This is a genomic window from Streptomyces echinatus (genome assembly GCF_014203595.1).
Taxonomy (GTDB): domain Bacteria; phylum Actinomycetota; class Actinomycetes; order Streptomycetales; family Streptomycetaceae; genus Streptomyces; species Streptomyces echinatus.
Genome location: NZ_JACHJK010000001.1, coordinates 953,971 through 978,869, shown reverse-complemented (window position 1 = coordinate 978,869; position 24,899 = coordinate 953,971). Strand labels below are relative to the sequence as shown.

31 protein-coding genes are annotated in these 24,899 nt (G+C 72.3%); 20 read left to right on the top strand and 11 right to left on the bottom strand.

Going from position 1 to position 24,899, the window contains the following annotated elements; genetic code table 11:
• Positions 1–9: 9 nt before the first annotated feature.
• A complete protein-coding gene (locus FHS34_RS04315) occupies positions 10–1,074 on the top strand; it encodes a methyltransferase (RefSeq protein WP_308288287.1) in 1,065 nt (354 codons plus the stop codon).
• A gap of 75 nt (positions 1,075–1,149) precedes the next feature.
• Here FHS34_RS04315 and FHS34_RS04310 read toward each other — a convergent pair whose 3' ends face one another.
• From FHS34_RS04310 to FHS34_RS04280, 7 genes are read right to left on the bottom strand one after another with little or no spacing between them, the layout of a single operon-like run.
• Complete coding sequence (locus FHS34_RS04310) at positions 1,150–1,482, bottom strand: TcmI family type II polyketide cyclase (protein WP_184961145.1); 333 nt, start codon at positions 1,480–1,482, stop codon at positions 1,150–1,152.
• Positions 1,483–1,503: 21 nt separating this feature from the next.
• Positions 1,504–1,983 (bottom strand): SRPBCC family protein, encoded by a 480-nt coding sequence (locus FHS34_RS04305; RefSeq protein WP_184961143.1) that lies wholly within the window; start codon positions 1,981–1,983, stop codon positions 1,504–1,506.
• Position 1,984: 1 nt separating this feature from the next.
• Entirely contained in the window at positions 1,985–2,239 is a 255-nt protein-coding gene (locus tag FHS34_RS04300; RefSeq protein WP_184961141.1) for an acyl carrier protein, read from the bottom strand.
• Positions 2,240–2,262: 23 nt separating this feature from the next.
• The gene (locus FHS34_RS04295) at positions 2,263–3,537 is read right to left on the bottom strand and encodes a ketosynthase chain-length factor (RefSeq protein ID WP_184961139.1); all 1,275 of its coding nucleotides are present in this window, start codon (positions 3,535–3,537) and stop codon (positions 2,263–2,265) included.
• Positions 3,538–3,544: 7 nt separating this feature from the next.
• Positions 3,545–4,804 (bottom strand): beta-ketoacyl-[acyl-carrier-protein] synthase family protein, encoded by a 1,260-nt coding sequence (locus FHS34_RS04290; RefSeq protein WP_184961137.1) that lies wholly within the window; start codon positions 4,802–4,804, stop codon positions 3,545–3,547.
• Positions 4,801–5,232 carry a cupin domain-containing protein gene (locus FHS34_RS04285; protein ID WP_225817436.1) on the bottom strand — a complete coding sequence of 144 codons (432 nt, stop codon included), beginning with the start codon at positions 5,230–5,232 and terminating at the stop codon, positions 4,801–4,803. The genes FHS34_RS04290 and FHS34_RS04285 overlap by 4 nt, the downstream gene beginning before the upstream one ends.
• A 34-nt stretch (positions 5,233–5,266) precedes the next feature.
• Complete coding sequence (locus FHS34_RS04280) at positions 5,267–6,349, bottom strand: SchA/CurD-like domain-containing protein (RefSeq protein ID WP_184961135.1); 1,083 nt, start codon at positions 6,347–6,349, stop codon at positions 5,267–5,269.
• Between the two features lie 202 nt (positions 6,350–6,551).
• Between FHS34_RS04280 and FHS34_RS04275 the strand changes: the two genes are divergently transcribed.
• On the top strand, positions 6,552–8,207 hold the full coding sequence (locus FHS34_RS04275) for an FAD-dependent oxidoreductase (RefSeq protein ID WP_184961133.1): 1,656 nt from the start codon (positions 6,552–6,554) through the stop codon (positions 8,205–8,207).
• A 151-nt stretch (positions 8,208–8,358) separates the two neighbouring features.
• Here FHS34_RS04275 and FHS34_RS04270 read toward each other — a convergent pair whose 3' ends face one another.
• Entirely contained in the window at positions 8,359–8,826 is a 468-nt protein-coding gene (locus FHS34_RS04270; RefSeq protein ID WP_184961131.1) for an RDD family protein, read from the bottom strand.
• Positions 8,827–9,036: 210 nt separating this feature from the next.
• On the opposite strand from FHS34_RS04270, the gene glnA reads away from it, so the two are divergent.
• From glnA to pspAB, 7 genes are all read left to right on the top strand, one after another.
• Positions 9,037–10,446 carry a type I glutamate--ammonia ligase gene (glnA, locus tag FHS34_RS04265; protein WP_184961129.1) on the top strand — a complete coding sequence of 470 codons (1,410 nt, stop codon included), beginning with the start codon at positions 9,037–9,039 and terminating at the stop codon, positions 10,444–10,446.
• A 406-nt stretch (positions 10,447–10,852) separates the two neighbouring features.
• Positions 10,853–11,923, top strand: a complete 1,071-nt coding sequence (locus tag FHS34_RS04260; RefSeq protein ID WP_184961127.1) for a hypothetical protein — start codon at positions 10,853–10,855, stop codon at positions 11,921–11,923.
• Complete coding sequence (locus FHS34_RS04255) at positions 11,923–12,105, top strand: hypothetical protein (RefSeq protein WP_184961125.1); 183 nt, start codon at positions 11,923–11,925, stop codon at positions 12,103–12,105. Before FHS34_RS04260 ends, FHS34_RS04255 begins: the two co-directional genes overlap by 1 nt.
• Before the next feature lie 88 nt (positions 12,106–12,193).
• Positions 12,194–13,183, top strand: coding sequence for a GlxA family transcriptional regulator (locus FHS34_RS04250; RefSeq protein ID WP_184961123.1), 990 nt, complete (start codon positions 12,194–12,196; stop codon positions 13,181–13,183).
• Between the two features lie 100 nt (positions 13,184–13,283).
• Positions 13,284–13,541: an SCO2583/SCO2584 N-terminal domain-containing protein gene (locus tag FHS34_RS04245; protein WP_184961121.1), complete on the top strand. Its 258-nt coding sequence runs from the start codon at positions 13,284–13,286 to the stop codon at positions 13,539–13,541.
• Between the two features lie 205 nt (positions 13,542–13,746).
• The gene (gene htpX, locus FHS34_RS04240) at positions 13,747–14,664 is read left to right on the top strand and encodes a zinc metalloprotease HtpX (protein WP_184961119.1); all 918 of its coding nucleotides are present in this window, start codon (positions 13,747–13,749) and stop codon (positions 14,662–14,664) included.
• A 3-nt stretch (positions 14,665–14,667) separates the two neighbouring features.
• Positions 14,668–15,252: a PspA-associated protein PspAB gene (gene pspAB / locus FHS34_RS04235; RefSeq protein ID WP_184961117.1), complete on the top strand. Its 585-nt coding sequence runs from the start codon at positions 14,668–14,670 to the stop codon at positions 15,250–15,252.
• A 19-nt stretch (positions 15,253–15,271) separates the two neighbouring features.
• On the opposite strand, the gene FHS34_RS04230 is transcribed toward pspAB, so the two are convergent.
• Complete coding sequence (locus FHS34_RS04230) at positions 15,272–15,550, bottom strand: hypothetical protein (protein WP_184961115.1); 279 nt, start codon at positions 15,548–15,550, stop codon at positions 15,272–15,274.
• A 134-nt stretch (positions 15,551–15,684) separates the two neighbouring features.
• Here FHS34_RS04230 and FHS34_RS04225 point away from each other — a divergent pair, with 134 nt between their 5' ends.
• The gene (locus FHS34_RS04225) at positions 15,685–16,464 is read left to right on the top strand and encodes an alpha/beta hydrolase (protein WP_184961113.1); all 780 of its coding nucleotides are present in this window, start codon (positions 15,685–15,687) and stop codon (positions 16,462–16,464) included.
• Between the two features lie 17 nt (positions 16,465–16,481).
• Positions 16,482–17,663, top strand: coding sequence for a winged helix DNA-binding domain-containing protein (locus FHS34_RS04220; RefSeq protein ID WP_184961111.1), 1,182 nt, complete (start codon positions 16,482–16,484; stop codon positions 17,661–17,663).
• A gap of 52 nt (positions 17,664–17,715) precedes the next feature.
• Here the strand turns inward: FHS34_RS04220 and FHS34_RS04215 are convergent, their stop codons facing one another.
• A complete protein-coding gene (locus tag FHS34_RS04215; RefSeq protein ID WP_184961108.1) occupies positions 17,716–18,030 on the bottom strand; it encodes a hypothetical protein in 315 nt (104 codons plus the stop codon).
• Between the two features lie 221 nt (positions 18,031–18,251).
• On the opposite strand from FHS34_RS04215, the gene FHS34_RS04210 reads away from it, so the two are divergent.
• Positions 18,252–18,620, top strand: a complete 369-nt coding sequence (locus FHS34_RS04210) for an arsenate reductase family protein (protein ID WP_184961106.1) — start codon at positions 18,252–18,254, stop codon at positions 18,618–18,620.
• A 126-nt stretch (positions 18,621–18,746) separates the two neighbouring features.
• Complete coding sequence (locus tag FHS34_RS04205) at positions 18,747–19,493, top strand: SCO2207 family protein (RefSeq protein WP_184961104.1); 747 nt, start codon at positions 18,747–18,749, stop codon at positions 19,491–19,493.
• A gap of 3 nt (positions 19,494–19,496) precedes the next feature.
• Here the strand turns inward: FHS34_RS04205 and FHS34_RS04200 are convergent, their stop codons facing one another.
• Positions 19,497–20,354 (bottom strand): alpha/beta fold hydrolase, encoded by an 858-nt coding sequence (locus tag FHS34_RS04200; RefSeq protein ID WP_184961102.1) that lies wholly within the window; start codon positions 20,352–20,354, stop codon positions 19,497–19,499.
• Between the two features lie 70 nt (positions 20,355–20,424).
• Here FHS34_RS04200 and FHS34_RS04195 point away from each other — a divergent pair, with 70 nt between their 5' ends.
• The 7 genes from FHS34_RS04195 (at position 20,425) to FHS34_RS04170 (ending at position 24,890) form a co-directional block, all read left to right on the top strand.
• On the top strand, positions 20,425–20,934 hold the full coding sequence (locus FHS34_RS04195) for a MarR family winged helix-turn-helix transcriptional regulator (RefSeq protein WP_184961100.1): 510 nt from the start codon (positions 20,425–20,427) through the stop codon (positions 20,932–20,934).
• 142 nt (positions 20,935–21,076) lie between these two features.
• Complete coding sequence (gene glnII / locus FHS34_RS04190; protein ID WP_184961098.1) at positions 21,077–22,108, top strand: glutamine synthetase; 1,032 nt, start codon at positions 21,077–21,079, stop codon at positions 22,106–22,108.
• Positions 22,109–22,177: 69 nt separating this feature from the next.
• Positions 22,178–22,627, top strand: a complete 450-nt coding sequence (locus FHS34_RS04185) for a hypothetical protein (RefSeq protein WP_184961096.1) — start codon at positions 22,178–22,180, stop codon at positions 22,625–22,627.
• Between the two features lie 29 nt (positions 22,628–22,656).
• The gene (locus FHS34_RS04180; RefSeq protein WP_184961094.1) at positions 22,657–22,794 is read left to right on the top strand and encodes a hypothetical protein; all 138 of its coding nucleotides are present in this window, start codon (positions 22,657–22,659) and stop codon (positions 22,792–22,794) included.
• A gap of 176 nt (positions 22,795–22,970) precedes the next feature.
• Positions 22,971–23,093 (top strand): hypothetical protein, encoded by a 123-nt coding sequence (locus FHS34_RS43330; RefSeq protein WP_280528485.1) that lies wholly within the window; start codon positions 22,971–22,973, stop codon positions 23,091–23,093.
• 119 nt (positions 23,094–23,212) lie between these two features.
• On the top strand, positions 23,213–23,788 hold the full coding sequence (locus FHS34_RS04175; RefSeq protein WP_184961092.1) for a winged helix-turn-helix domain-containing protein: 576 nt from the start codon (positions 23,213–23,215) through the stop codon (positions 23,786–23,788).
• Positions 23,789–23,849: 61 nt separating this feature from the next.
• Positions 23,850–24,890, top strand: coding sequence for an NAD-dependent epimerase/dehydratase family protein (locus tag FHS34_RS04170; protein ID WP_184961090.1), 1,041 nt, complete (start codon positions 23,850–23,852; stop codon positions 24,888–24,890).
• Positions 24,891–24,899: the final 9 nt, after the last annotated feature.

Sequence of the window (24,899 nt, the reverse complement as noted above, 5' to 3'; positions counted from 1 at the left end):
AGGCGGCACATGACCGCACCGTCCCCCGCCCTCTCGGCTCCGGTGGAGCCGGGCGTATCTCCCTCCCCCCTGCCGTCGATGCGGCTGCGCGAGCTGGTGTTCGGGGCGGCCTGCGCCGCCGCCGTCCGCGCCGCCGCCCGGCTCGGTGTCGCCGACGCGCTCGGCGACGCCCCCATGACCGTGGAGAGCCTCGCGACCGCGGTGCGCACCGAGCCGAAGCCGCTGCGCCGGCTGCTGCGCGCCCTGTCCTGCTACGGCGTCTTGGCCGAGCGGCCCGACGGGACCTTCGCCCACACCGAGATGTCCCGGCTGCTCCGTGTGGACGACCCGAACAGCCTGCGCGACATCTCCCTGTGGTGCACCGAGCCCTGGACCTGGGACGCCTGGCCGAAGCTCGACCAGGCGGTGCGCACCGGCCGGAACGTCGTCGAGGACCTGTACGGCAAGGAGTTCTTCGGCTACCTGAACGAGGACGCCCCGGAGTCGGCGGACGTCTTCAACCGGGCGATGACGACGTCCAGCGAGCAGTCGGCACGCGATGTCGCCGCGCTGCTGGACCTGTCCGGCAGCAGGTCGGTCGCGGACCTCGGCGGCGGGCAGGGGCACGTGGTGGCCTGCCTGCTGGACAAGTACCCGGAGATGCGGGGCTATCTGCTGGACCTGCCGCGGGTGGTGGGCAACGCCCTGCCGCGGCTGCGCGAGGGCGGGGACCTGGCGGACCGGGCGCACATCGTGCCGGGCGACATCCGCGAGGCCGTCCCGGTCGAGGCCGACGTCTACGTCATCAAGAACATCCTGGAGTGGGACGACGAGTCCACCGCCCGGCTGCTGCGCAACGTGGTCGAGGCGGGCGGGCCCGGCGCCCGGGTCGTGGTGATCGAGAACCTCGTCGACGACACCCCGTCGATGCGGTTCAGCACCGCCATGGACCTGCTGCTGCTCCTGAACGTCGGCGGGGCCAAGCACACCACCGACAGCATGACCGGCCGGCTCAGGGCGGCGGGCCTGGAGGTCGGTGAAGTCCAGCCGGTCAACCCCTACCTGCACGCCTTCGACTGCAGGGTGCCCGGGTGAGCGCACTCCTCCCCCAGCACACCGGTGCCGGGTCCGCGTCCGACGCGGGCCCGGCACCGGTGTTCCGGACGGGGTTCAGCCGCCGCCGTCGCGCTCCCACAGGTAGAAGCGCTGGGCCATGGCGTCCTTTGGGGACCTCCAGGTCTCCGGGTCGTACGCGCTGACGTACGCCGACAGCCGCTCGCTGACCTCCCTGAACTCGGGATGCGAGGTGACCTTGGCGATGGCCGGTCCGGGGTCGCGTTCGGACTCGATGAGGTGCATGTACACATCGCCGAACTGGAAGAGGCTGCGCCGGACGACCCCGACGAGGTGCGGCAGCTCTCCCCGGTCGGAGTCCGCGAACACCTTGGCGATGCCGGGGGCGGAGCCCGGGGCCATCCGGGCGACGATCAGGGCCTGGTGCACGGTCGTCTCCTGTCGTCCGGCTCAGTCGGCCAGGGCCGGGGCGGGCCGGTGGCCGGCCGCCGCCTTCTCGATCTTGTCCCGGATCAGGGCCATCTGGACCTTGGAGTTCTTGTTGATGTTGTCGGTCATCCAGTCGTCGTCGACGGGGGCGTCCGGCTTCATCTCGAAGTCCTGGGTCCAGACCATCCGGGTGCCGGCGGGGACCTCCTCGTACCGCCAGTGGATGTTCATGTGGGCGAAGGGCCCGGTCTCCACCCGGCGCGCCTTGACGGTGAGGGCCGGGCGGTCCGGCTCACGCTCGGAGACCCAGCTCCAGACGGTGCCGTTCTCGTCCGGGTGCATGGTCAGCCGGAACGTCGTCTTCTCGCCCTCCCGCTTGAGGACCTCCACCGACGCGTACTCGCTGAACAGCTGCGGCCAGCGTTCCAGGTCGTTGGTCATGTCCCAGACCAGGTCCAGCGGGGCGGCGATGGTGATCTCGTTCTGGGTGTGTCCTGCCATCTCAGGCTCCTGCCATCAGGGTGGTGTTCACGAGGTTGAGGAACTGCTGCGGCGTCTTGCAGCGCTCCGCGTCGACCGGCATCGGTGTGCCGTGCGTGTTCTCCAGCTCACCGACGATGCCGAGCAGGCCCAGCGAGTCGACGCCGAGGACGTCGAAGCCGGTCTCCGGCTTGTCCATCAGCTGCTGCGGGCTGACGGTGACCCCTGCGGCCTTCTTCATCAGCGCGGCCAGTTCTTCCACGGTGATCTGCGGCATGGTGATTTCCTCCTTTGCTGTGCTCACAGCTCTCTGTGTCGTTCGCCCACGGGCGCACTGCCGGTGCCACGTCGCAGCACCAGCGCCGAGTTCGACCCCATGAGTCCGCGGCTGAGGACCAGTGCCGTCCGCAGTTCGGCGACGCGGGCGCTGCCCGTCACGAGGTCGAGGTCGTGGCAGACGTCGAAGACGTTCGGCGTCGGCGGGATCAGGCCGTGCTCCATCGCCAGCACGGCCGCCGCGGTGTCCAGCACGGGGGCCGCGCAGTATCCGCGGCCGAAGCCGGTCTTCGGGGCGGTGACCGGTACCCGGGTGCCGTGCTCGCCGAGGGCGTCGGCGAGGGCCAGTGCCTCGGCCCGGTCCGCCTCCGGCACCCCGAGGGCGTCGGCGAAGACGACGTCGATCTCCTCGGGGGCGCAGCCGGCCTCCGCCAGGGCCTGCCCGATGGCGTGGGCGAGGCCCGCCCGGGACTCCGCCCAGCGGGAGGCGCCGGTGAAGGTGGCCCCGTGGCCGGCCACGAAGGCCCGGATGTCGGCGCCGCGTTCCCGGGCGGCGTCCGCCGACTCCACGACGAGCATCGCACCGCCCTCGGCCGGTACGAACCCGCACGCCCCGTCCGTGAACGGGCGGTAGGCCCGGGACGGGTCCTCCTCGCGGCTCAGCTCGTCGTAACCGAGCTGGCAGACCATCGAGTACGGCGCGAGCGGCGCCTCGGTGGAGCCCGCCACGATCACGTCGGTGCCGCGCCGCACCGCCCGTGCCGCGTGCGCGAGGGCGTCCAGGCCGCCGGCCTCGTCGGAGGCGACGACCGAGCAGGGCCCCTTGAAGCCGCGGCGGATGGACACCTGGCCGGTGCTCGCGGCGTAGAACCAGGCGATGGACTGGTACGGCCCGACGAACCGGCTGCCCTTGCCCCACAGTTGCTGCAGTTCGCGCTGGCCGAACTCGCCGCCGCCGGAGCCGGCGGCGGTGACCACGCCGATGGAGTACGGCGCGTCGGGGATGCTGCCCTGCCCGAGCCGGGCGTCCTCCAGCGCGAAGTCGGCCGCGGCCATGGCGTAGTGCGTGAACCGGTCGGTCTGGACGAGGAAGCGCTCCTCGATCGTCGCCGCCGGGTCGAAGGCGCGGACCTCACCGGCCACCTTGAGGGGAAGGTGCTCACAGCCCTCGCGGGTGACCCGGTCGAGGACGCTCAGGCCCTCCTGGGTTGCCTTCCAGAAGGTGTCGGTGCTGGTGCCGTTGGGCGCGACCACCCCGATGCCGGTGACGGCCGCGTGCCGGTCCTTCGGTTCGCTCATCGTGTCCTCACTCCCTCGGCCGGGTCAGGATCACCGCGGACTGGAAGCCGCCGAAACCGCTGCCCACGGACAGCACACTGGACAGCTTCCGTTCGCGGGCCACGCGCGGGACGTAGTCCAGGTCGCACTCGGGGTCGGGAATCTCGTAGTTCGCGGTCGGCGGTACGACCTGCTTGGTGAGGGCCAGGACGCAGGCGACCAGTTCGATGGCGCCGATCGCCCCGAGGGAGTGCCCCACCATGGACTTGATGGAGCTCATCGGGGTGTCGTAGGCGTGGTGGCCGAGCGCCCGCTTCACGGCCGCCGTCTCGTGCCGGTCGTTCTGCCGGGTGCCGGAGCCGTGCGCGTTGACGTAGTCGATCGCCGTCGGGTCGAGCCGCGCCTGGTCGAGGGCGGTCTCGACGGCTCGCGCCATCTCCAGGCCCTCCTTGGTCAGGCCGGTCATGTGGTAGGCGTTGCCGAAGGTGGCGTAGCCGCCGAACTCGCAGTACACATGGGCACCGCGGGCCCGGGCGTGCTCCAGTTCCTCCAGGACGAGCACCGCGCCGCCCTCGCCCATGACGAAGCCGTCACGGTTGTTGTCGAAGGGACGGGAGGCGTGTGCGGGGTCGTCGTTGTTCGGCGACGTGGCCTTGATCGCGTCGAAGCAGGCCATGGTGATCGGGGATATCGGGGAGTCCGAGGCACCCGCGATGCAGATGTCCGCCCGGCCTTCCTGGACGGTGTGGAAGGCGTATCCGACGGCGTCCAGTCCCGAGGTGCAGCCGGTGGACACGGTCTGCACCGGACCCTGGGCGCCGAAACGTTCCGCCACCGCGGAGGCCACGGTGCTCGGCGAGAACGCCCGGTGCAGCTGTGGCTCCGCCTCGCTGTGGTCGACGTCCCAGCGCTGCCCTCGGTGGCTGACCAGGACGTAGTCGTGCTCCAGGCGGGTGGTGCCCCCGACGGCGGTGCCCAGGGAGACACCGATCCGCCAGGGGTCCTCGGCGGCCAGTTCGAGACCGGAGTCCTTGACCGCCTCCTCCCCGGCGACCAGAGCGAACTGTATGTACCGGTCCGCCCGCTGGACCTGTTCGGCGTCCAGGCCGTGCGCGGCGGGGTCGAAGTCGCATTCGGCCGCGATCCGGGACCTCAGCCCCGCCGGGTCGAAGAACGTGATGCCCCGCGTCGCGGTGCGGCCTTCGGCGAGCAGATCCCAGAACGCCGGTACGCCGATCCCGCCAGGAGCCACGATGCCTATGCCGGTGACCGCCACGCGCCGGGTCATGAGCGGACCTGTTCCCGCTCGGCCGGCTCGGTGGCGACGGCTTCCGTCTCCTCCGTGTCGACGTGCCCGAGGGCCGGCCGCGGGGCCAGCGGACCCAGGTGGAAGACGATCCGCGCCTCCACGTTGCCGACGTTGCGGAAGCGGTGCCGCATGTTCATGGGGATCATCAGCCCCTGCTCGGGCCGCAGCGGGTGCGGCTCGCCGTCCAGGTCCACCTCCAGCTGCCCGCAGGCGACGTAGACGAACTCCTCGGAGTACGGGTGGTAGTGCTCACCGATGCGGTCGCCCGGCCGGATGATGGCCACGCCCATGAAACCGCTGGTGGCGCCCACCGTCGTCGGGGTGAGCATGGCGCGCAGATCTCCGCCGCGCCGGGTGTTGGGCTCGACCTCGCTGAGGTCCACGATCTTCGGAAGGGGTTTGATCACGGCGTTCCTCCGTTGGTGTGCTGGGCCCGCCCGGTCAGGCGTCGGGCGAGCGGCGGTCGGTGACGAGGTCCATGCCGACGGGCTCGCCGTCCAGCAGGGCGCTCAGCGCGGCCTGACGCCCCGGCTCCGGCAGGACGGCGTGCCCGCCCTTTCCGGGCCGTACGTCGACCAGCCGTACGACGACGTCGTCACGGTGGAAGATCGTGCTGCGCAGGACCGGGCTGTCCGTGTCGTCCGCCGCCGCCTCGTCCTGCTGGGCGAGCAGCTCCGCCAGCCGCATCCCGGCGCCCGGCTTGGCCGGGTAGTACAGGGCCTGCCGCTCGCCCTCGGTGAGCTCGTCCGCGGTGACGTGGTGCACGGCGGGCAGCGCCGCCCGGGTGAAGAACACCCGGGCCGACTCCTGGTCGTTGAGGTCCCGCTCCTGCTCCAGGTAGGGGTTGATGGCCTCCTCGACGGCCCGCACCTCGGGCTGCCGGGCGACGTGGCGCAGCGCCGCGAGCAGGTCGCCGCGTACTTCGATGGCCCGCACGACCCGGTTGCCGTGCATGAACAGGGAGGTGCGGCACAGCCGGGTGGCGTCGTCGACCCGCGCCTGGGGCGAGGCGTAGTCGGCGAGGATCCGCGCGACCTCCCGCTCGCTGCCCGGCTTGACCGTGAAGGTCAGCGCGTGCCGGATCACGCCGTCACCGATCCGCGGGGACGCCTGCAGCCGGCGGTGCGACGCCGGCGCGCCGGCCTCCTCGCCGCCCGTCTCGCGGACGATGTGGAAACGCAGCGACCGGGTGTCCCGGACGCAGCTGTGCAGCGGTTCCACCATCCGCACGTGCTCCTCGCTGTTCACCCAGGTGAGGAACGGCGGGGCGCTCTCCCACTCGCTGGTGATGAGCCATTGGGAGGGGTTCTCGATCGACTGGCACAGCTGGTCGCTGACGTGACCGGGCACCTGCGCCACCTGGTTGCACAGCTGCTCATAGGCCTCCAGGAACTGCTGCTGGGCGCCGTCGTAGACGTCCACGAGCAGGACGACCCGGAGGCGGGAGCCGTCGAACACGGACTGGGAGACCCGTTTCGCCTGGCGCGTCAACTGGTCCGAGAGCTTTTCCGAGATGGTGGTCATGCTGCGCACATCTCCTTCACGAGGGCAGAGGCGAACGCCGGCGGCCGATGACACGACGTCAGCGCTCCTTGATCCTGTGCCGCTTTTCCCGCTGCGCGCGACTCGCGTGAACCACGTGGGTGATTGCGCACGCGAAAGCCCTCCCACAGGGCACACAAACACCAATGCGCCCCACATCCCGAACCCTGCCCCTGGAGCCTTGATGCAGCAGAAAGCCGATCACCGGGTGCCCGTCCTCGTCGTGGGCGGTTCCCTGGTGGGTCTGTCCCTCTCCCTGTTCCTGGGCCGTCTCGGCGTACCGCACATGCTCGTCGAGCGGCATTCCGGGACCTCGATCCACCCGCGTGGCCGCGGCAACAACCTGCGGACGATGGAGCTGTTCCGGGTGGCCGGCGTCGAGCCGGACATCAAGGCGGCGGCCTCGCTCCTCGCGGACAACCACGGCATCCTGCAGACCCCCACCCTGGCCGGTGACGCCGGCGAATGGCTGTTCCGGCACATCGACCCGGGCGGCGGACTCGCGAAGTTCAGCCCCACGGCATGGTGTCTGTGCAGCCAGAACGACCTTGAGCCGGTACTCCTGAAGGGGGCCCGCGCGCTCGGCGGCGACCTCCGTTACTTCCACGAGATGGAGTCCTTCTCCCAGGACCCCGAAGGAGTGACGGCGTTCGTCCGGGACCGCGACGGCGACGAGCTGTACACCGTCCGGGCGGACTATCTGGTCGCCTGCGACGGCCCGCGCAGCCCCGTCCGGCGCCGGCTCGGCATCGGGCAGAGCGGTCCCGGCGACCTCTTCGCCAACGTGAGCGTCACCTTCCGCTCCAAGCTGCTCGCCGAGACCGTCGGCGGCCGGCACTTCATCTGCTGCTACCTCACCAACCCGGAGGCCGACGGCGCCCTGCTGCCCGTCGACAACAAGGAGCACTGGGTCTTCCACGCCCCCTGGCACCCGGAACACGGCGAGACGCTGGAGGAGTTCACCGAGGAGCGGCTGCAGCGGCACATCCGGCTGGCCGTCGGCGTCCCCGACCTCGACGTCGAGATCACCGGAAAGGCGTCCTGGCGGGCCGCGGAGCGCGTCGCCGAGCGGTACACGGCCGGCCGGGTCCTGCTCGCCGGCGACTCCGCCCACGAGATGTCCCCGACCGGCGCCTTCGGCTCCAACACCGGCATCCAGGACGCCCACAACCTGGCCTGGAAGCTGTCCGCCGTCCTCGACGGCTGGGCCGGCCCCGGCCTGCTGGAGACCTACGACACCGAGCGCCGGCCCGTCGCCCTGGCCACCAGCGCCCGCGCCTCGGCCCGCTCGGTGGAGCACAGCCACCCCGGCTTCGCCCCGACCCCGGGCGTCGGCGCCGGGCCGCGCAGCGGCATCCTCCCCGTCGTCCTGTGCTACCGCTATCTGGAGGGCGCCGTCCTGGACGCCGACCCCGCCCAGCCGGTCGTGCCCGACGGGGTGCGGCTGACCGGGGACCCGGGCAGCCGTGCCCCGCACCTGTGGCTGCGCCGGGCGGGTGAACGGCTCTCCACGGTCGACCTCTACGAGCGGTCACTGGTGCTGCTCAGCGACGCCGGCTCGGCAGCGGGCCGGGCCTGGCACGCCGCCGCCCGGCGGATCGCCGGCGCGGACGGGGTACGGCTGGAGGCGTACCGGATCGGTGCGGGGGCGGACGCCGACCTGACGTACGACACGGACGCGCCCGAAGGCGGCGACTGGGCGGCGGCGCACGGCACGAGTGCCGACGGCGCGGTGCTGGTGCGGCCGGACGGGTTCGTGGCCTGGCGCTCCGCCGGTGCGGCCGGGGATCCGGAGGCCGAGCTGCGGGAGGTCCTGGCGACGGTCCTGTACCGGCGCTGAGCGCGGGCACGGACAGACCGAAGGCCACCCGCACCGGGCGGTGCGGGTGGCCTTCGTGCCGTGTGCGGGACGTGCCGGACGCGCGGACGTGCCGGACGCGCGAATACGCCGGTTGCGCCGGTTGCGCCGGACGGCAGACGCGTCTGACGCGTCAGATGCGGACTTCGACCGTCTTCGCGAGCCGGTCGTGCAGGCCGCGGCCGTCGCGGTCCCAGACCAGCGCCGGGATCGCGAGGCACAGCAGGACCGTGCGCAGCAGGGAGCGTCCCGGGCTGACCGTGCCGCTGTCCAGGGCCAGCACCCGGATGCCGAAGATCCGCTTGCCGGGGGTGGAGCCGACCGTCCCGACGGTCAGGGCGCTCAGCACGAAGAAGACGCCCAGCGCCCAGTTGCCCGTAGCCGGGTTGTAGCCATGCGTGATCAGGCCGTATGCGATCAGCACGCACAGTCCCCAGTCCACGGCGAGCGCGCCGAGCCGGCGTCCGGGCCGTGCGATCGAGTTCGGGCCCTCCTCCGGGAGGCCGAGCTGCTCGCCCCGGTATCCGAAGTCGGCCCCCGCCTCTTCCATGGCCGCGCGCGGCCCGGAGAGCCACGATCCGATTGCCTGCCTGTTGTCCACGCGTCCACGGTACTGCGCCCGGTTTCGGGCACTACGCGCAGGGGTGTGTCGGGGCTACGGTGGACAGGTGGCCGGTTAACTTCTGCGAAACAAACGGGTCACGCCCGAGAAATCACCCGTCCCTAGGGTCGAGACCAGCGTGTGCCACCGCACTGGCCGCACGAACGATCTACCACCCCGGCGTCGACGGTCGGGAGTAGGAGGAGCTGGATGTTCCAGAACGCCGACGAGGCCAAGAAGTACATCGCGGACGAGGACGTCAAGTTCATCGACGTCCGTTTCTGCGACCTGCCGGGCGTCATGCAGCACTTCACGTTGCCCGCCGAGGCGTTCGACCCCGATGACGAGCAGGCCTTCGACGGGTCGTCGATCCGCGGTTTCCAGGCCATCCACGAGTCGGACATGGCCCTGCGCCCCGACCTGTCCACCGCGCGCGTCGACCCGTTCCGCCGGGACAAGACGCTCAACATCAACTTCTTCATCCACGACCCGATCACGGGCGAGCAGTACTCCCGTGACCCGCGCAACGTGGCGAAGAAGGCGGAGGCGTACCTGGCGTCGACGGGCATCGCCGACACGGCGTACTTCGGCCCCGAGGCCGAGTTCTACGTCTTCGACTCGGTCCGCTTCGCGACGGGCGCGAACGAGTCCTTCTACCACATCGACTCCGAGGCGGGTGCCTGGAACACCGGCGCCCTGGAGAACAACCGCGGGTACAAGGTCCGCTACAAGGGCGGCTACTTCCCGGTCCCGCCGGTCGACCACTTCGCCGACCTGCGCGCCGAGATCTCCCTGGAGCTGGACAAGCAGGGCCTGAAGGTCGAGCGCCAGCACCACGAGGTGGGCACCGCCGGCCAGGCGGAGATCAACTACAAGTTCAACACCCTGCTCGCCGCCGCGGACGACCTGCAGCTCTTCAAGTACATCGTGAAGAACGTGGCCTGGCGCAACGGCAAGACCGCGACCTTCATGCCGAAGCCGATCTTCGGTGACAACGGCTCGGGCATGCACGTGCACCAGTCGCTGTGGAGCAACGGCGACCCGCTGTTCTACGACGAGGCCGGTTACGCGGGCCTGTCGGACACCGCCCGCTACTACATCGGCGGCATCCTCAAGCACGCCCCGTCGCTGCTGGCCTTCACCAACCCGACGGTGAACTCGTACCACCGCCTGGTGCCGGGCTTCGAGGCGCCGATCAACCTGGTGTACTCGCAGCGCAACCGCTCGGCCGCGATGCGTATCCCGATCACCGGCTCGAACCCGAAGGCCAAGCGCGTCGAGTTCCGCGCCCCGGACTCCTCCGGCAACCCGTACCTGGCCTTCTCGGCCCTGCTCCTCGCGGGTCTGGACGGCATCAAGAACAAGATCGAGCCGGCCGAGCCGATCGACAAGGACCTGTACGAGCTGGCTCCCGAGGAGCACGCGAACGTCGCCCAGGTCCCGACCTCCCTCGGCGCCGTCCTCGACCGCCTCGAGGCCGACCACGAGTTCCTCCTCCAGGGTGACGTCTTCACGCCCGACCTGATCGAGACGTGGATCGACTACAAGCGCACCAACGAGATCGCCCCGCTCCAGCTGCGCCCGCACCCGCACGAGTTCGAGCTCTACTTCGACGTGTGACAGACGCCCCGGAGCACCACCGAGGCCCCGCCGTTCCCCTGGGAGCGGTGGGGCCTCGGCCGTTCGCCACGCATGCGGACGGCCCGAACGACTGCCGTCCGGCCTGGCGCAAGCGGCTGCCGGGAGGGCTCTGCCCCCGGACGCCCGTGACCGGTCGGTCACGGAAAGGCAACCCTGGGCTGTCCGACATTCCGCCTTGCATGTGATCTTCTTCGTGGGGCAGACTCGGGTCGGCCGCCAGGCGGCCCATCCCGGTCCTGCGCCGCCCCGTCGCAGGGTCACTCGTGGATGAAGGAGCCATAGCCCCACCTGTCTGCGTGACACTGTCCGTCAGCGCCCTGTTTCCTGGGCGCGCAGATCAGTTGTCGAGTGCCAAGGGGCGGCGGCATTCGGGGACGGATTCTGCATGACGATGGGTGGACGTCTCACCAGGCTGGCCCGCACCCGGCAGCAGTACACCGGCGAGCCCTTTCAGGTGACGCGGAACGCGCTGCACGGTGGCGACAACGGGCACCCTCTTCCGGACACCACGGGGGATCAGGCACGCCTCGAGGCGGAGGTCCTCGCCAAGCTGGGCACGGGCGGACAGTGGTGGTCCCACCCTCTCGGTATCGCCCATGTGCGCCCGGGGCCCGGTTCGGCCGTCGTCCAGCTCGACAGTCACACCAGGTTCAGCCGCGGAACGCCGTATCCCCGCAGTGCCCATGCGCTGGACAGACTCCTTCCGATGGCGGAGCCGGGCGTCCAGGTGGCCGGAGTGATCGGCCTCCGGGTCGCGGGTGTGGAGGGGGCGGATCTCCACCTCACCTTGAGCGGGAGCACATGCCGCGTCGTTCTGAGAGGTGTTCCCGGTACACGCTGGGAGGAACTGCTCGACGAACGGTGGCACCACGCCACGGAGGCAGGGTGTCCCCCCTTGTGGTACAGCCCTTCCCTGACGAGCCACGAATCCGCAGACATCCGCAACCACGGGGAGACGTGGCGGGACGAGCGTCATCTCGACCGGCTCGGATCCGCACTGCTTCGCCGTGTCGCGCTCTTCCACACGTCGAGCTCCGCGTACTCCACCCGCTCGTGGATCACGGGCGATGAATGGATTTTCGAACTGGACACGGTGCTCGGTGTCCCGCTCGCGCACGACCACTTCCTGGCACGGCTCATGGACCCCGTCTGGGGGCTGCCGCTCGGGGTGGATCGACAGCACTGCTCCTGCGGCGAACGGCGAGACCCCGACGAACGCTTCTACCTCCGCCAGTGCACCTACCACCTGACGTACGCCGCCCGGCCTCATGGCGGCCTGCAGCTGCGCTTCCGTCACGGATCTGCCGTGTACGGATCCGACGCCCGAGGGACGTTGAAGAGCGTCGGCTCCCCCATGAAGTGGCTGGACCGGGTGCTTCCGTCGAGCAGCCCTGGCCTGTCGGCCGTCACGGGGCGCCGTAGGCCGGCCCGCGGCTCCACGGGGGAGAGCCGCTGATGGACTGGGACGGCATCCTCGTTTTCATCCTGGCGTCCTTCGGCGCCGTCTCGCTGCTGCTGGCGCAGGTCAGCGACGTGCTGGCCCGGCTGCCCCAGATCATCGCTGCCTGGCGCCGCGTGCGCCGGGAGTGGAGCAGGCACACGGAGGACGAACGTCGGAACCGGCGCCCGTCCCCGTGAGACCGCCACGGTATGGCTGCACCTTCATGTAACTTGCAGATCCGGACATACGCGGGGTTTCGGCTCCAGGCCGACGGGGGGAGAGTGCGTGAGCGGGGTTCGGCGGTTCATCGTCATCATGCTGTTCGACGGGGTCGATCTGCTGGACGTCACGGGGCCGCCGGAGGTGTTCGCCCTGCTGCGGCGGGAGACGGACGACGACACCGGGTACGAGGTGGTCCTGGCCGCCGAGACCATGGACCCCGTCACCACCGCCGCGGGCGTCCGCGTCCTGCCGGACGTGACCTTCGCCGAGGCGTCCCTGAGGGCCATCGACACCCTGCTGGTGCCCGGCTCGGTCGAGGTCGACGAGGAGCGCCGGGTGCACGCGCTGACCGACCCGGGCGTCGTCGACTGGGTGCGGACACTCGCCGCCCGCACCCGGCGCGTCACCTCCGTCTGCGTGGGCGCGCACCTGCTCGCGGCCGCCGGCCTGCTGGACGGCAGGCGCGCCACCACCCACTGGTCGACCGCGCCGCAGCTCGCCGCCGATCACCCCTCGGTCGAGGTCGACGCCGACCCGATCTTCATCCGCGACGGCGGGGTGTGGACCGGCGCGGGCATCACCGCCTGCCTGGACCTGTCCCTCGCGCTCGTCGCCGAGGACTTCGGGGAGGCCGTGGCCCTGCGGGTCGCCCGCCAGCTGGTCATGTACCTGAAGCGGCCGAGCGGCCAGAGCCAGTTCAGCGTGCCCGTCGAGCCCGTCTCCACCACCCGGCGCATGGCCGAGCTGCGCCACTTCGTCACCCAGCACATCGCCGGGCCGCTGACCGTCGCCGACCTGGCCCGGCACGCCCACGTCAGCGAGCGCCAGCTCACCCGGATCTTCAAGACGGAACTCGGCATGACCCCGGCCGCCTACATCGAGGCGGCCCGCGTCGAGGTGGCCCGGAACCGGCTCGAGACCTCGGACGACACGCTGGACCGGGTCGCGTCCGCGTGCGGCTTCGGCACCTCCGACACCCTCATCCGGGCATTCCGCCGCAAGCTCGGCACGACACCCACGGAGTACCGCAGCCGTTTCCGCCGTTCCGGCTGACCGGTCCCGGCCCCCTGTGCAACCTTTCCCGCTTCCCAGACTTCCTATTGTCGGAGGATCATCCCTCCAGGCCGTGTCGGACGAGAGAGGTTGAACGGGGATGCCGCAACAGGACGACTGGGAGCACGAGTTCGATCACACCTGGGCGAACTCGGCCGAGCACAAGGAGCCCTCCGCCCGGGCCCGGATGCTCGCCGCCCGCTGGAAGGAGAACCCGCCGAACCCGGCACCCTTCCGCGCGGACCCGGACCGGGGCGCGCCGCGCCGGTCGTCGTGGGTGTCGACGGCCGTGGTGCTCGGCTGCGTGGCCGTGGTGATAGTGCTGCTGGGGTACGCGCAGATGCGCTCCCCCTACTAGGAAGGGCCGCGGCCGGGAGGGCCGGCCCCCGCGAGGGGCCGCCCGCTGTTGAAGGGGCCGCCGGCCGGCAGGTCACCGAGCCGTCCGGCCGGGGCCGCGCCCCGGGACCTTTTGCCGGTCCTGGGGCCGTTCGGAACCGCTTCATGGGAATCGGCAGGTGCACACTGGACAGCGGGACGAGTGCCTGACTGCGGGGTGATGCGAGATGCAGAGCCGGTTCCGGACCGATCGGCGGCTGACCGTGCGGATGGGGCTCACGCTGTTCCTGCTCGGGCTGCTGTACGTGGGCTTCGTCGCCGCCCTGATCGTGCTGCTGAAGTCCTGGTTGCTGGTCGTCGTCCTGATCGGGGCGATGTTCGTGGCGCAGTTCTGGTTCTCCGACCGGATCGCCATGTTCGCGATGCGCGGCCGGGTGGTGGAGCGCGCGGAGTATCCCGAGCTGCACGCGGTCGTCGACCGGCTGTGCGCGATCGCCGACATGCCCAAGCCGGTGATCGCCGTGTCCGAGATGGACATGCCGAACGCGTTCGCGACCGGGCGCAACCCCGATCACGCCGTGGTCTGTGTGACCACCGGCCTGCTGCGGCGGCTGGAGCCGGCGGAGCTGGAGGGTGTGCTCGCGCACGAGCTGTCCCACGTGGCGCACAAGGACGTCGCCGTGATCACGGTGGCGTCCTTCCTCGGGGTGATCGCCGGACTGATCGTGCGGTTCGCCTTCTACTCACAGGTGCTCGGCGGGGGCCGCCGGGACCAGAACACCGCCGTCGTGTTCGCCGCCGTACTGGGCGTCTCGGCGGCCGTGTACGCGATCAGCTTCCTGCTGATCCGGGCGCTGTCCCGGTACCGGGAGCTGGCCGCCGACCGCGCGGCGGCCCACCTGACCGGACGGCCCTCGGTGCTGGCGGCGGCGCTCACCAAGGTCTCCGGGGAGATCGCGCGGATCCCGACCAAGGACCTGCGTACGGCCCAGGCGTTCAACGCGTTCTACTTCACCCCGGCCACCGGCCGGGAGCCCGGCATCGAGCGCTTCTTCTCCACGCACCCGACCCTGGAGCAGCGGCTGGAGCAGCTGGGCCGGATCTCGGCGGAGCTGGGCGAGGCCGCCACCCCCGGGAAGGGGTGACCGGTGGGGCTGCTGGACATCCTGCTGGGCCGCACCAGGCCGGTCGCGCCCGATCTCGACCGGCTGTTCGCGCTGCCGTCGGCGGCGGTGACGCTGGAGGCGGCGGCCGGCTTCACCCCGACCGGTGGCGGGGCGGTGTGCTTCGCCTCGGTGGAGGGGGCCGCCTTCGAGCGGATCCACCACGAGGTGCGGGAGCTGCTGGACGCGGACACCGACCGCACCGGTCCGCCGGTGGAGGTGCGCCGGGACGGCTACGGCTACTCCTGGCTGGTGTCCCGGCGCTCCCCCGGCCAGCTGCCGCAGCTGGTCAACGATCTGCACGCGGTGAACAGCTCGCTGGAGGCGGGCGGCTTCGGACCGCAGCTGCTGTGCTCCCTGGCCGCCTTCGCGGACGGCGGCGGCCGGAAGCTGGCGCTCGTGTACCTCTACAAACGCGGCACCTTCTATCCGTTCGCCCCGCTGCCCGGTGCCGCCGAGCGGCGGGACACCGCGCTGGAGCTGCAGCTGAAGGCCGTGCTCGGCGACGACCTGCGGATCGAGCAGGACCTGGGCCGCTGGTTCCCGGTGTGGGGCGCCCCCGGCCTGTGACGGCCGGCGGCGCCCCCGCTCAGCGGGCCTGCTCCCGCTGCCGGCGCCGGGTCTCCAGGGGCCGCTCGCGGCGGTAGCGGCGCTCCCACCTGGCCTGCCGGTCCCTGCGCTCCCGGTACGCCCGGTAGCTGTCGGGCGGGGTGCCGGAGCCGGCGGGCGGCGGGGTGGCCGGGCCGGGTGCGCCGCGACCGTGCGTCGCGTACAGGTAGAGCAGCGCGACGGCGGCGAGCCACCAGAGATGGTCTCCGATTCCGAGGATCACCAGGACGAGGGTCCCGGTCGCGAGAATGCCACGCATGACGGACCTCCGTGGGTGGGTGGGGTGATGGGGGAAGAGGCGGGTGTGTCTGGTTCGCCTCCGTTTGTTCAGCGTAGGGAGGGCGGGACCGCCGCTGCATCCCGTTTTCCGGCCCGGGGGGCCGCCATGAGTGAATGGCCCGCATGGACCAACTCACCGGTTTTGCTTACGCGTACGACGGCGAACGGCTCAGCGGAGCGATCGCCGGACCGGCCGGCCGGGCCACGGCGGTGCTGCTGCACGGCGCGGGCAACGGCAGCAAGGAACGGCTCCTGCCGTTCCTCGCCGACTTCGCCGCCCAGGGCTGCCGGGCCCTGGCGTTCGACTTCTCCGGGCACGGCGAGAGCACGGGCGCGCTCGCGGAGCTGAGCCTGCGCCGCCGGTACGAGCAGGCGGTGGCGGTGCTCGACGCGCACGCCCCGGCGGACGACCCGCTGGTGCTGGTCGGCTTCAGCATGAGCGGCCAGACGGTCGCGGATCTGGTACGGCACTACGGCCGGCGGGTGGCGGCGGTGGGCCTGTGCGCGCCCGCCGTCTACACCCCCGAGGCCTGGGAGGTCCCGTTCGGCACCGGGGAGGGCCGCTTCTCCGAGCTGATCCGCACCCCGGACAGCTGGCGGGGCTCCCCCGCCCTGGAGGCGTTCCGGTCCCACGAGGGGCGGGCGGTGCTGGCGGTCCCGGGCCACGACACGGTCATCCCGCCGGCGGTGACGCGGGCCGTGCAGGAGGCACTGTCCGCCCGCGGCCGGTGCACGCGCTTCGAACTCCCCGAGGCGGACCACTTCCTGGGCCTGTGGTTCCGCGACCACGCCGAGGACCGGCGGGCGTTCGTGGCGGCGCTGCTGGACGGCCGGCTCCCGGCCCGGGGGCCCGCTGTCAGTGGCGTGGGCGACCATACCGGCAAGGCATCGTGAGTCATGGGGAGGCCGGCATGACGGACGGACGGCGGCACATCGGCACGGCGGAGCGGCGGGCCCGGCTGGCCCTGCGCCACCGCCTCGCGGGCCCGGCGCGGGCGGCGTCGCCCGAGGAGGTGGCGGCCTCCCTGGTGGCCCTGCACGGCACGGACCCGGCGGCGGTGCACCTGGCGGTGGCCGCCCGGCTGGCCGATCCCGCGAAGGCGGTGCGGGAGACCGAGCGCGCCCTGTACGAGGACGGCACGCTGGTGCGGATGCACGGCATGCGGCACACGGTGTTCGTGTTCCCGACGGAGCTGACGGCCGTGGTGCACGCCTCGACGGGCCTGGCGGTGGCGGCCCGCGAACGGGCGCGCCTGGTCAAGGACATGGCGAGCGCGGGCGCCCCGGACGCGGCCTGGCTGGCGGAGGTGGAGGAGGCGACGCTCGCCGCGCTGGCCCGGCGCGGCCAGGCGACCGCGGCGGAGCTGGCGGCGGACGAACCGCGCCTGCGCGAGCAGTTCGCCTACGCGGCCGGGAAGAGCTACGAAGGGGTCCACACGGTCTCGACCCGTCTGCTGCGCCTGCTGGGCGTGGAGGGCAAGGTGGTGCGGGGCCGGCCGCTGGGGTCCTGGACGTCCAGCCAGTTCCGCTGGGCACCGGCGCCGGCCCACGCCGAGCTGGACGTGGCCGGGGCCCAGGCCGGCCTGCTCGGCCGCTGGCTGCGGGCCTGCGGACCGGCGACCGAGGCGGACCTGAAGTGGTGGACCGGCTGGCGGGTCACGGAGGTCCGCCGGGCGCTGTCCGCGATCGGCGCCCGGGAGGTCGTCCTGGACGAGGGCACGGGGTACGTCGCCGACGGGGACACGGCCCCGGTGGCGGCCCCCGAGGAGCCCTGGGCGGCGCTGCTGCCCGCCCTGGACCCGACGGCCATGGGCTGGCAGCAGCGCGACTGGTACCTGGACCCCGCGCTGCGCCCCCTGCTCTTCGACCGCAGCGGCAACGTGGGCCCGACGGTGTGGTGGAACGGCCGGGTGGTGGGCGGCTGGGCCCAGCGCGCGGACGGCGAGATCGTCTGGCGGATCCCGGAGGAGGGCGTCCGCCGGGAGGCGGGGTCCGAGGTCGCGGCGGCGGCCGGGCGACTGGGCGGCCTGCTGGGCGCGACCCGGATCACCCCGCGCTTCCGGACGCCGCTGGAGCGGGAGCTGACGGCGTGACGGTGCCGGGTGCCCCGCCGCTTGGCGCGGGGCACCCGGCAGCGCGACTCGCTCAGCGCGAGTAACGCATCAGCGCCCGCACCATGTGGCAGGTGGTGTCGGACGGGGGCCGCATCCCGATCCGTTCGGCCGTGCCGCGGATCGTCTCGTTCCGGGCCTGGTCCGGCAGGTGGATCCCGGAGTCGAGCAGGGCTATGGCGAGGCGCATGGCCTTCAGGCGCCGGTTGTGCGAGATGTACCACTCGCGCGGCCGGCCGGCCGGCAGCGGTCGCTTCGCCACGGGCTCGTAGGGCGAGTCGAACAGCACGGAACGCTTGGCGGTGGACTGGGTCGGCAACGGCTTCGGCTTCAGGGCGGCAGCGGGCACGGGCATCCTCCTGTCGCGGTCAGGACGGGCACCGGAAGACCCGGCGCCCACCCTCGAACACTGCTTCCAGTCTACCGGCGGGCACTGACAATCGGAGGTCTGCGGGAGCCGGTAAAGCCCCAGGTGAGGGATGGAATTGGCGCTCCGTCACCGCCGATGCCGATGTGGCTGCCGAGGCGTCATGAATTCGAACAAGAACGAGGCCGAGTACCGTGTGCCGCATGGAGATCTGGATCAACCCGGCCTGTTCCAAGTGCCGCAGCGCCATCAGCCTGCTCGACGCCGAGGGAGCCGACTACACCGTCCGGCGGTACCTGGAGGACGTGCCGAGCGCCGACGAGATCAGGGCCGTGCTCGGCCGGCTGAACCTCGAACCGTGGGACATCACCCGCACCCAGGAACCGGCCGCCAAGGAGCTGAGCCTCAAGGACTGGCCGCGGGACGAGGCCGCCCGGGACCGGTGGATCGGCGCGCTGGCCGAGCACCCCGAGCTGATCCAGCGCCCGATCATCACCGCGGACGACGGGACGGCGCTGGTGGCCCGCAGCGAGGAGGCCGTGCGCGAGGCCCTGACCCACACCAGGGACTGACGCCGGACCGGTCGTCAACGAGGTTGTGACGGAGGTTACTTCGGCAACTCCCGTGACCGCTGAGTAACTCCGTTCGGTATCTCGTACATAGCGGCGTACGCTCCCCTACCTCTTCAGGAGGCGCGCATGTCGCGCAGGAGAACTCTCGGCACGAAGAAGAAGGTCGCGCTGCTCGTCAGCGCCGCGGCGGTGGCGGGCGGCGGGGCCTTCGCCCTGGCGTCCACCTCGAACGCCGCGCAGAGCCCGCAGGACGCCAAGACCCTCTCGGCCGGGAACTCGACCGTCTGCCAGGGGCTGGCCACGGCCCACGGCAACAACGACAGGTTCATCGCGGACCAGAAGGCGAAACCGGACGCGCAGTCGGCGGCCCGGATCGCCAACCGCGAGGCGGTCATCAAACAGATCGAGGTCCAGCAGAAGGCCGCCGGATGCACCGTTGGGGAGTCGGCTCAGGACTCCCAGGGGGCGCAGAACGGCAACGCCGGCCAGCAGGGCGGCCAGCAGGCGGGCGGCGCACAACAGGGCGGCCAGCAGGCGGGCGGCGCTCAGCAGGGCGGCCAGCAGGCGCAGCCGTCGCAGCCCGGCGCGGCCGGGGACAACGGCGCTGGCGCCGCCGCGGCCTCCGGCCAGCAGGTGTGCAAGGGCTCCACCGTCACCCTCTCCGGCGAGGGCGGTGCGCCCGCCGCGTCCAGCGGCCAGTTCCCCGCGGGGACGACCCTGAAGGTCACCAACCTGGACAACAACAAGTCCACCACGGTGAAGGTGACGTCCGTCTCCGGCAGCTGTGTCCTGCTCAACAACGCCGCCTTCGAACAGGTCCGGGAACCAGGCAAGTTCCTCATCCGGCGCGCGGTGATCGAGAAGGTGGGGTGAGTCTCAGGAAGCCGACAGGAAGTCAGTGAGGTGGCGGACCAGGGCGGCCGGTGCCCCCTGCGGCAGCGCGTGGTGCGAGACGTCCGGCAGGACGGCGCTCTCCACGTCCGGCAGCAGGCCGGCGGCCCGGGCGGTCACCTCGGTGGGGTCATGGGTCCTGCTGCTCGCGGCCACGAGCAGCAGGACCGGCACCCGCAGGCCGCGCAGCGCGTCCGCCGCCGGGCGCGGCCCCGTCACCGGCCTGCGGGACGGGAATCCGGCGGCCGCCTCCTGCAGGCGGAGCCAGTCGGGGTCCAGGGGCACGCCCCCGGTCTCCCACTCCAGAAACGCGCGGACCCGGCGGGGCGTGGGCCGCACCAGCATCGGCAGCGCACGCAGCAGGTACGCCGCCTTGAACCCGGCGAAGCACTGGGTCGGGTCCAGGAGGAACAGGCGGCGCACCCGGCCGGGCGCGCGCAGGGCGTACTGGAGGGCGATCCAGGCGCCGTAGGAGTGGCCGCCGACGTCGGCCTCGGTGACGCCGAGGCCGTCCAGGACGGCGTCCAGCCAGTCGGCCAGGCCGGCGACCGTACGGGGGTGACGGTCGCCGGCCGGGTCGCTCAGCCCCGGGGCGCCGATCAGGTCGACCGCGTAGACGCGGCGGGCCCGGCCCAGTTCACCGGCCTGGGCGTACCAGGAGGCGGAGGTCGCCCCGCCGCCGCCCGGCAGCAGGAGGAGCGCGGGGGCGTCGCGCGGGCCGCAGGCGTTGACCCGGGTCCGGCCGAAGGGCGTGGCGACCGTCAGCGCCTCATGGTCGGCCGGCCAGTTCGCCAGCACCTTGTCGTACGCAACCCGGAAGACGTCACTGTCGTACCCGGCCACGGGACCGCCCCCTTATTATCTCGTTGAGCAAGATATTCGCCCATCGAGATAATAGCCATGGAGGCCCCCGGTGCAGCCCGACCGCGCGCAGCCCGAACTGGAACTCGTCCATCTGCTGCGCGCCGCCGCCGTCGAACTCGGCCTGCACAGCACCCGGTTCGCCCAGCGGAGCGGCATGCATCCGACCGACGTACGCGCCCTGATCGCGCTGATGGACGCACGGCGGGCGGGCGAGGAGACGACCGCCGGGCGGCTCGGGACCACGCTCGGGCTCAACTCGGCGGGCACCACGGCGCTGATCGACCGCCTGGAACGGGCGGGGCACGTGCGGCGGGTGCGCGGGGAGGGCGACCGGCGCCGGGTCGTCGTGGAGGTGACGGACGGGGCCGTGGACCTCGGGTGGGCCTTCTTCGGGCCGCTGATCGAGCGGTCGGTGGAGTTGCTGCGCGGCTACGACGAGCACCAGCGGGCCGCGATCCGGGACTTCCTCGACGGTGTGCGGACGGCCGCGGCGGAGGGCGCCCATACCGCGCCCGGTGACGCCTCACAAGGTGACTCGCGGCACAGAAGGCCCAGGTAACACGGGGTTCACATTCGAGCAATGACCGGGAAACGGCCCGTTGACAGGCTGCCCGGCAGATCGAGCGGCGCACCGGTGCCGCAGCGCCGCAGCACCCGCGACGACGAGTGCGCCCGACCCACCCCCGAAGGATGTGGCCCCCGTGACCTTCAAGGCCGAGTACATCTGGATCGACGGCACTGCGCCGACGGCCAAGCTCCGTTCCAAGACGAAGATCATCACGGGCGACTTCGCCGGCCTCGACGCGCTGCCGATCTGGGGCTTCGACGGCTCCTCCACCAACCAGGCCGAGGGGCACGCCTCGGACCGCGTGCTCAACCCGGTCTTCACCTGCCCGGACCCGATCCGCGGCGGCGACGACATCCTCGTGCTGTGCGAGGTCCTCGACACCGACATGACGCCGCACCGCTCCAACACGCGTGCCGCGCTGGCCGAGGTCGCCGGGCGGTTCGCCGCGCAGGAGCCGATCTTCGGCATCGAGCAGGAGTACACCTTCTTCGACGGCTCCCGTCCGCTGGGCTTCCCCGAGAACGGCTTCCCGGCCCCGCAGGGCGGCTATTACTGCGGTGTCGGCGCCGACGAGATCTTCGGCCGTGACGTCGTCGAGGCCCACCTGGACAACTGTCTGAAGGCGGGTCTGGCCATCTCCGGCATCAACGCCGAGGTCATGCCCGGCCAGTGGGAGTTCCAGGTCGGCCCGGTCTCCCCGCTGGAGGTCTCCGACCACCTGTGGGTGGCCCGCTGGCTGCTGTACCGCACCGCCGAGGACTTCGGTGTCTCCGCGACCCTGGACCCGAAGCCGGTGAAGGGCGACTGGAACGGCGCGGGCGCGCACACCAACTTCTCGACGAAGGCCATGCGCGAGGGCTACGACGCGATCATCACCGCCTGCGAGTCGCTCGGCGAGGGCTCCAAGCCGCTGGACCACGTCAAGAACTACGGCGCCGGCATCGACGAGCGTCTGACGGGTCTGCACGAGACCGCCCCGTGGGACAAGTACACCTACGGCGTGTCCGACCGCGGCGCCTCCGTCCGCATCCCGTGGCAGGTCGAGAAGGACGGCAAGGGCTACATCGAGGACCGCCGCCCGAACGCCAACGTCGACCCGTACGTGGTGACCCGCCTGCTGGTGGACACCTGCTGCGCCGCGCTGGAGAAGGCCGGCCAGGTCTGATCCGCAGAGCTTCCCCGAGGGGCGCCCGCCGTGACGGCGGGCGCCCCTCGCTGCGTATCGTGCGCTGTCATGGAGACCGACTGGGGCACGCTCGGCCACGCGTACGGCCCGGCCGACGGCATCCCCGGCCTGCTGCGGGCGATGGAGTCCGAGGACGCCGGCGTACGCGAGGAGGCCCTACGACGCCTCGGCCCCCCGGTGCCGGTGGCCGCCGCGCTGGCGTACCACCGGGTGACCGGTGATCCGGCACCGGCGCTCGCCCTGCTCGGCCCCGAACTCGCCGACGGCGCCCGGGAACCACTACGGCCGGCCGCCGAACTCGGGCCCGCCGCCGCGCCGCTGCTGCCGCTCATCGAGCCCCGGCTGACGGACGCCCGCACGCCCGCCGGCCGGGGCGTGGCCGCGCTGGCCGTCTGGCGCATCACGGGCCGGACCGGGGACACGGTCGAGCCGCTGGCCCGCTGGCTGGTCGCCGACGGTTTCCGGTCCCCGTTCGAGCCCCCGCCCTGCCGGCGCTGACCTCGATCGGTCTCCTGCCCCGGTTCGCCGTGGCCCCGCTGCGCGCGGTCGCGGACTCGGCCCGCCGCACCGCCCAGGACCTGTTCGTCACGGGCGAGCCGCACCCGGACGACGTCCTGCGGTCCGCCCTCCGCGCGCTGCCGGCGTCCGCGAAGGTGCTCGCCTGAGCACCCCTGTCCGGATACCGAGACGGTATTCCGGCCGCCTCCGGCCCCCTTCAGGCCCCTGATCAGGGCCTGAAGCCCGGCCGCCGGGCCGACGCGACGTCAGCTTCACGCCGAAGAGGCGTCCAAGCAGTGAGAGGAGGCTCCTGCCCGGCGCACGCCTCTGCTTCAATGGGCCCATGGCCGGCATCCAGAAGATCACCGCGACGGGTCGTCACGACCTGGAGCCGTTCTGGCCTTCCCGTCAGCACCACGACTTCGACCGTGTGTGTTGCCGCGCGATGAACGCGCGGGCCCTCTAAAGCCGTACACCCCGGCCTTCGGCCAGCGCGGAACGACGTACGTCCTCCGGCGCGCCCGACCACGAATCGCGGCCGTCGCTTCTTCCGACGAACTCCTCGCGCGAAAGAGCTGACCTCCCATGGCGACCACCCGTTCCCTCTCCACCGCCCCCCTGCCCACCCCCGCCCCGAACGGCACCCGGCACCGGCTGCGCGCCGTCGACCGGGACGAGGTGGTGGACGTCGCGGACTTCCTGCCGCCGGGCGCCACCTGGCTGCCCGCGCCCCAGCACACCCTGCCCGCCCTGCCGGGCCGGCCGCCGATGGTCGGCTACCTGGTGCTGGTCCCCGCCGACCAGCGGCCCCCGTTCCTGCCGGTCGCGGTCCCGGACCGGCCGGAGAGCGAGGCCGGCACCGGCACCGACCCGCTGGTGCGGATCGACCCCGTGCAGCGCACCGCCAGCGTCGACGGGCACGAACTCGACCTCACCTACCTGGAGTTCGAGCTGCTCGCCCACCTCGTGACGCACCCGCACCGGGTGCACACCCGCGACCAGCTGGTCACCACGGTGTGGGGCTACGGCCACGTCGGCGACGGCCGCACCGTCGACGTGCACATCGCGCGGCTGCGCCGCAAGCTGGGCGAACGGCACCGCCAGTCGATCCAGACGGTGCGCCGGGTCGGCTACAAGTACACCCCGCCGACCGCCGACTGACCGTTCTGCCCTCGGCAGAGCCACCCGCCGCCACGGGCCCGGACCGGGCACGATCACCCCTATGAGACTTCTGGTGCTGGGCGGAACGGAGTTCGTGGGGCGGGCCGTCGTAGAGGCCGCGCTCGGACGCGGCTGGGAGGTGACCGTCTTCCACCGGGGACGGCACGAGCCCCCGCCCGGGGCGCGGGCGCTGCACGGCGACCGCACCACGCCCGACGGCCTCGCCGCGCTCGCGGCGGACGGCGGCACCTGGGACGCCGTGGTCGACACCTGGTCGGCGGCACCGCGCGCGGTGCGGGACACGGCCCGGCTGCTGACGGGCCGCACCGGACGGTACGTGTACGTCTCCAGCCGGTCCGTCTACGCCTGGCCCCCGCCGCCGGGGGCCGCCGAGGAGGGCGCGCCGGTCGAGGGCGCGTCCGCCGGAGCGGAGGCGAGCGACTACCCGCGGGACAAGCGGGGCGGCGAGCTGGCCGTCCTGGAGTCCTTCGGCGCCGAGGCCTCGCTGCTGGTACGGGCCGGGCTCGTGCTCGGCCCGTACGAGAACGTCGGCCGGCTGCCCTGGTGGCTGACCCGGATCGCCCGCGGCGGCCCGGTCCTGGCCCCAGGGCCGCGCGAGCTGCCGCTCCAGTTCATCGACGTGCGCGACCTGGCCGCCTGGCTCCTCGGCGCGGTGGAACAGGAGTTGAGCGGACCGTACGACCTGGTGAGCCCGCCCGGCCACACCACCATGGGGGAGCTGCTGGAGGCCTGCGTCCGGGCCACCGGCCAGGACGCCGAGCTGTGCTGGACGGACCCGCGGGTGATCCTGGAGGCGGGCGTCGAGCCATGGACCGAACTGCCGGTGTGGGTGCCGCCGGGCGGCGAGATGTACGACGCGCTGCACCGCTCGGACGTGTCCCGGGCGCTCGCGGCGGGGCTTGTGTGCCGGCCGGCGGACGAGACCGTCGCGGACACCTGGCGGTGGCTGACCGGGATCGGCGGCGTGGCACCGATGCGACCGGACCGCACGGCCAAGGGCCTCGCCCCGGAGAAGGAGGCGAAGGTGCTGGCCGGAGGTGTACCTGGCACCACCCCACAAGAGGCGGCCTCGCACGACTGACGCCCGCAC

Coding starts and splice junctions, on each gene's coding strand:
- FHS34_RS04315 (WP_308288287.1), top strand. CDS start 10: ATGACCGCACCGTCCCCCGCCCTCTCGGCTCCGGTGGAGCCGGGCGTA.
- FHS34_RS04230 (WP_184961115.1), bottom strand. CDS start 15,550: ATGCGTGGCATTCTCGCGACCGGGACCCTCGTCCTGGTGATCCTCGGA.
- FHS34_RS04175 (WP_184961092.1), top strand. CDS start 23,213: ATGGCGACCACCCGTTCCCTCTCCACCGCCCCCCTGCCCACCCCCGCC.
- FHS34_RS04170 (WP_184961090.1), top strand. CDS start 23,850: ATGAGACTTCTGGTGCTGGGCGGAACGGAGTTCGTGGGGCGGGCCGTC.
- FHS34_RS04210 (WP_184961106.1), top strand. CDS start 18,252: ATGGAGATCTGGATCAACCCGGCCTGTTCCAAGTGCCGCAGCGCCATC.
- FHS34_RS04225 (WP_184961113.1), top strand. CDS start 15,685: ATGGCCCGCATGGACCAACTCACCGGTTTTGCTTACGCGTACGACGGC.
- FHS34_RS04205 (WP_184961104.1), top strand. CDS start 18,747: ATGTCGCGCAGGAGAACTCTCGGCACGAAGAAGAAGGTCGCGCTGCTC.
- FHS34_RS04295 (WP_184961139.1), bottom strand. CDS start 3,537: ATGAGCGAACCGAAGGACCGGCACGCGGCCGTCACCGGCATCGGGGTG.
- FHS34_RS04290 (WP_184961137.1), bottom strand. CDS start 4,804: ATGACCCGGCGCGTGGCGGTCACCGGCATAGGCATCGTGGCTCCTGGC.
- FHS34_RS04275 (WP_184961133.1), top strand. CDS start 6,552: ATGCAGCAGAAAGCCGATCACCGGGTGCCCGTCCTCGTCGTGGGCGGT.
- FHS34_RS04255 (WP_184961125.1), top strand. CDS start 11,923: ATGGACTGGGACGGCATCCTCGTTTTCATCCTGGCGTCCTTCGGCGCC.
- FHS34_RS04245 (WP_184961121.1), top strand. CDS start 13,284: ATGCCGCAACAGGACGACTGGGAGCACGAGTTCGATCACACCTGGGCG.
- FHS34_RS04280 (WP_184961135.1), bottom strand. CDS start 6,349: ATGACCACCATCTCGGAAAAGCTCTCGGACCAGTTGACGCGCCAGGCG.
- FHS34_RS04300 (WP_184961141.1), bottom strand. CDS start 2,239: ATGCCGCAGATCACCGTGGAAGAACTGGCCGCGCTGATGAAGAAGGCC.
- FHS34_RS04305 (WP_184961143.1), bottom strand. CDS start 1,983: ATGGCAGGACACACCCAGAACGAGATCACCATCGCCGCCCCGCTGGAC.
- FHS34_RS43330 (WP_280528485.1), top strand. CDS start 22,971: ATGGCCGGCATCCAGAAGATCACCGCGACGGGTCGTCACGACCTGGAG.
- FHS34_RS04260 (WP_184961127.1), top strand. CDS start 10,853: ATGACGATGGGTGGACGTCTCACCAGGCTGGCCCGCACCCGGCAGCAG.
- glnA (WP_184961129.1), top strand. CDS start 9,037: ATGTTCCAGAACGCCGACGAGGCCAAGAAGTACATCGCGGACGAGGAC.
- htpX (WP_184961119.1), top strand. CDS start 13,747: ATGCAGAGCCGGTTCCGGACCGATCGGCGGCTGACCGTGCGGATGGGG.
- FHS34_RS04185 (WP_184961096.1), top strand. CDS start 22,178: ATGGAGACCGACTGGGGCACGCTCGGCCACGCGTACGGCCCGGCCGAC.
- FHS34_RS04220 (WP_184961111.1), top strand. CDS start 16,482: ATGACGGACGGACGGCGGCACATCGGCACGGCGGAGCGGCGGGCCCGG.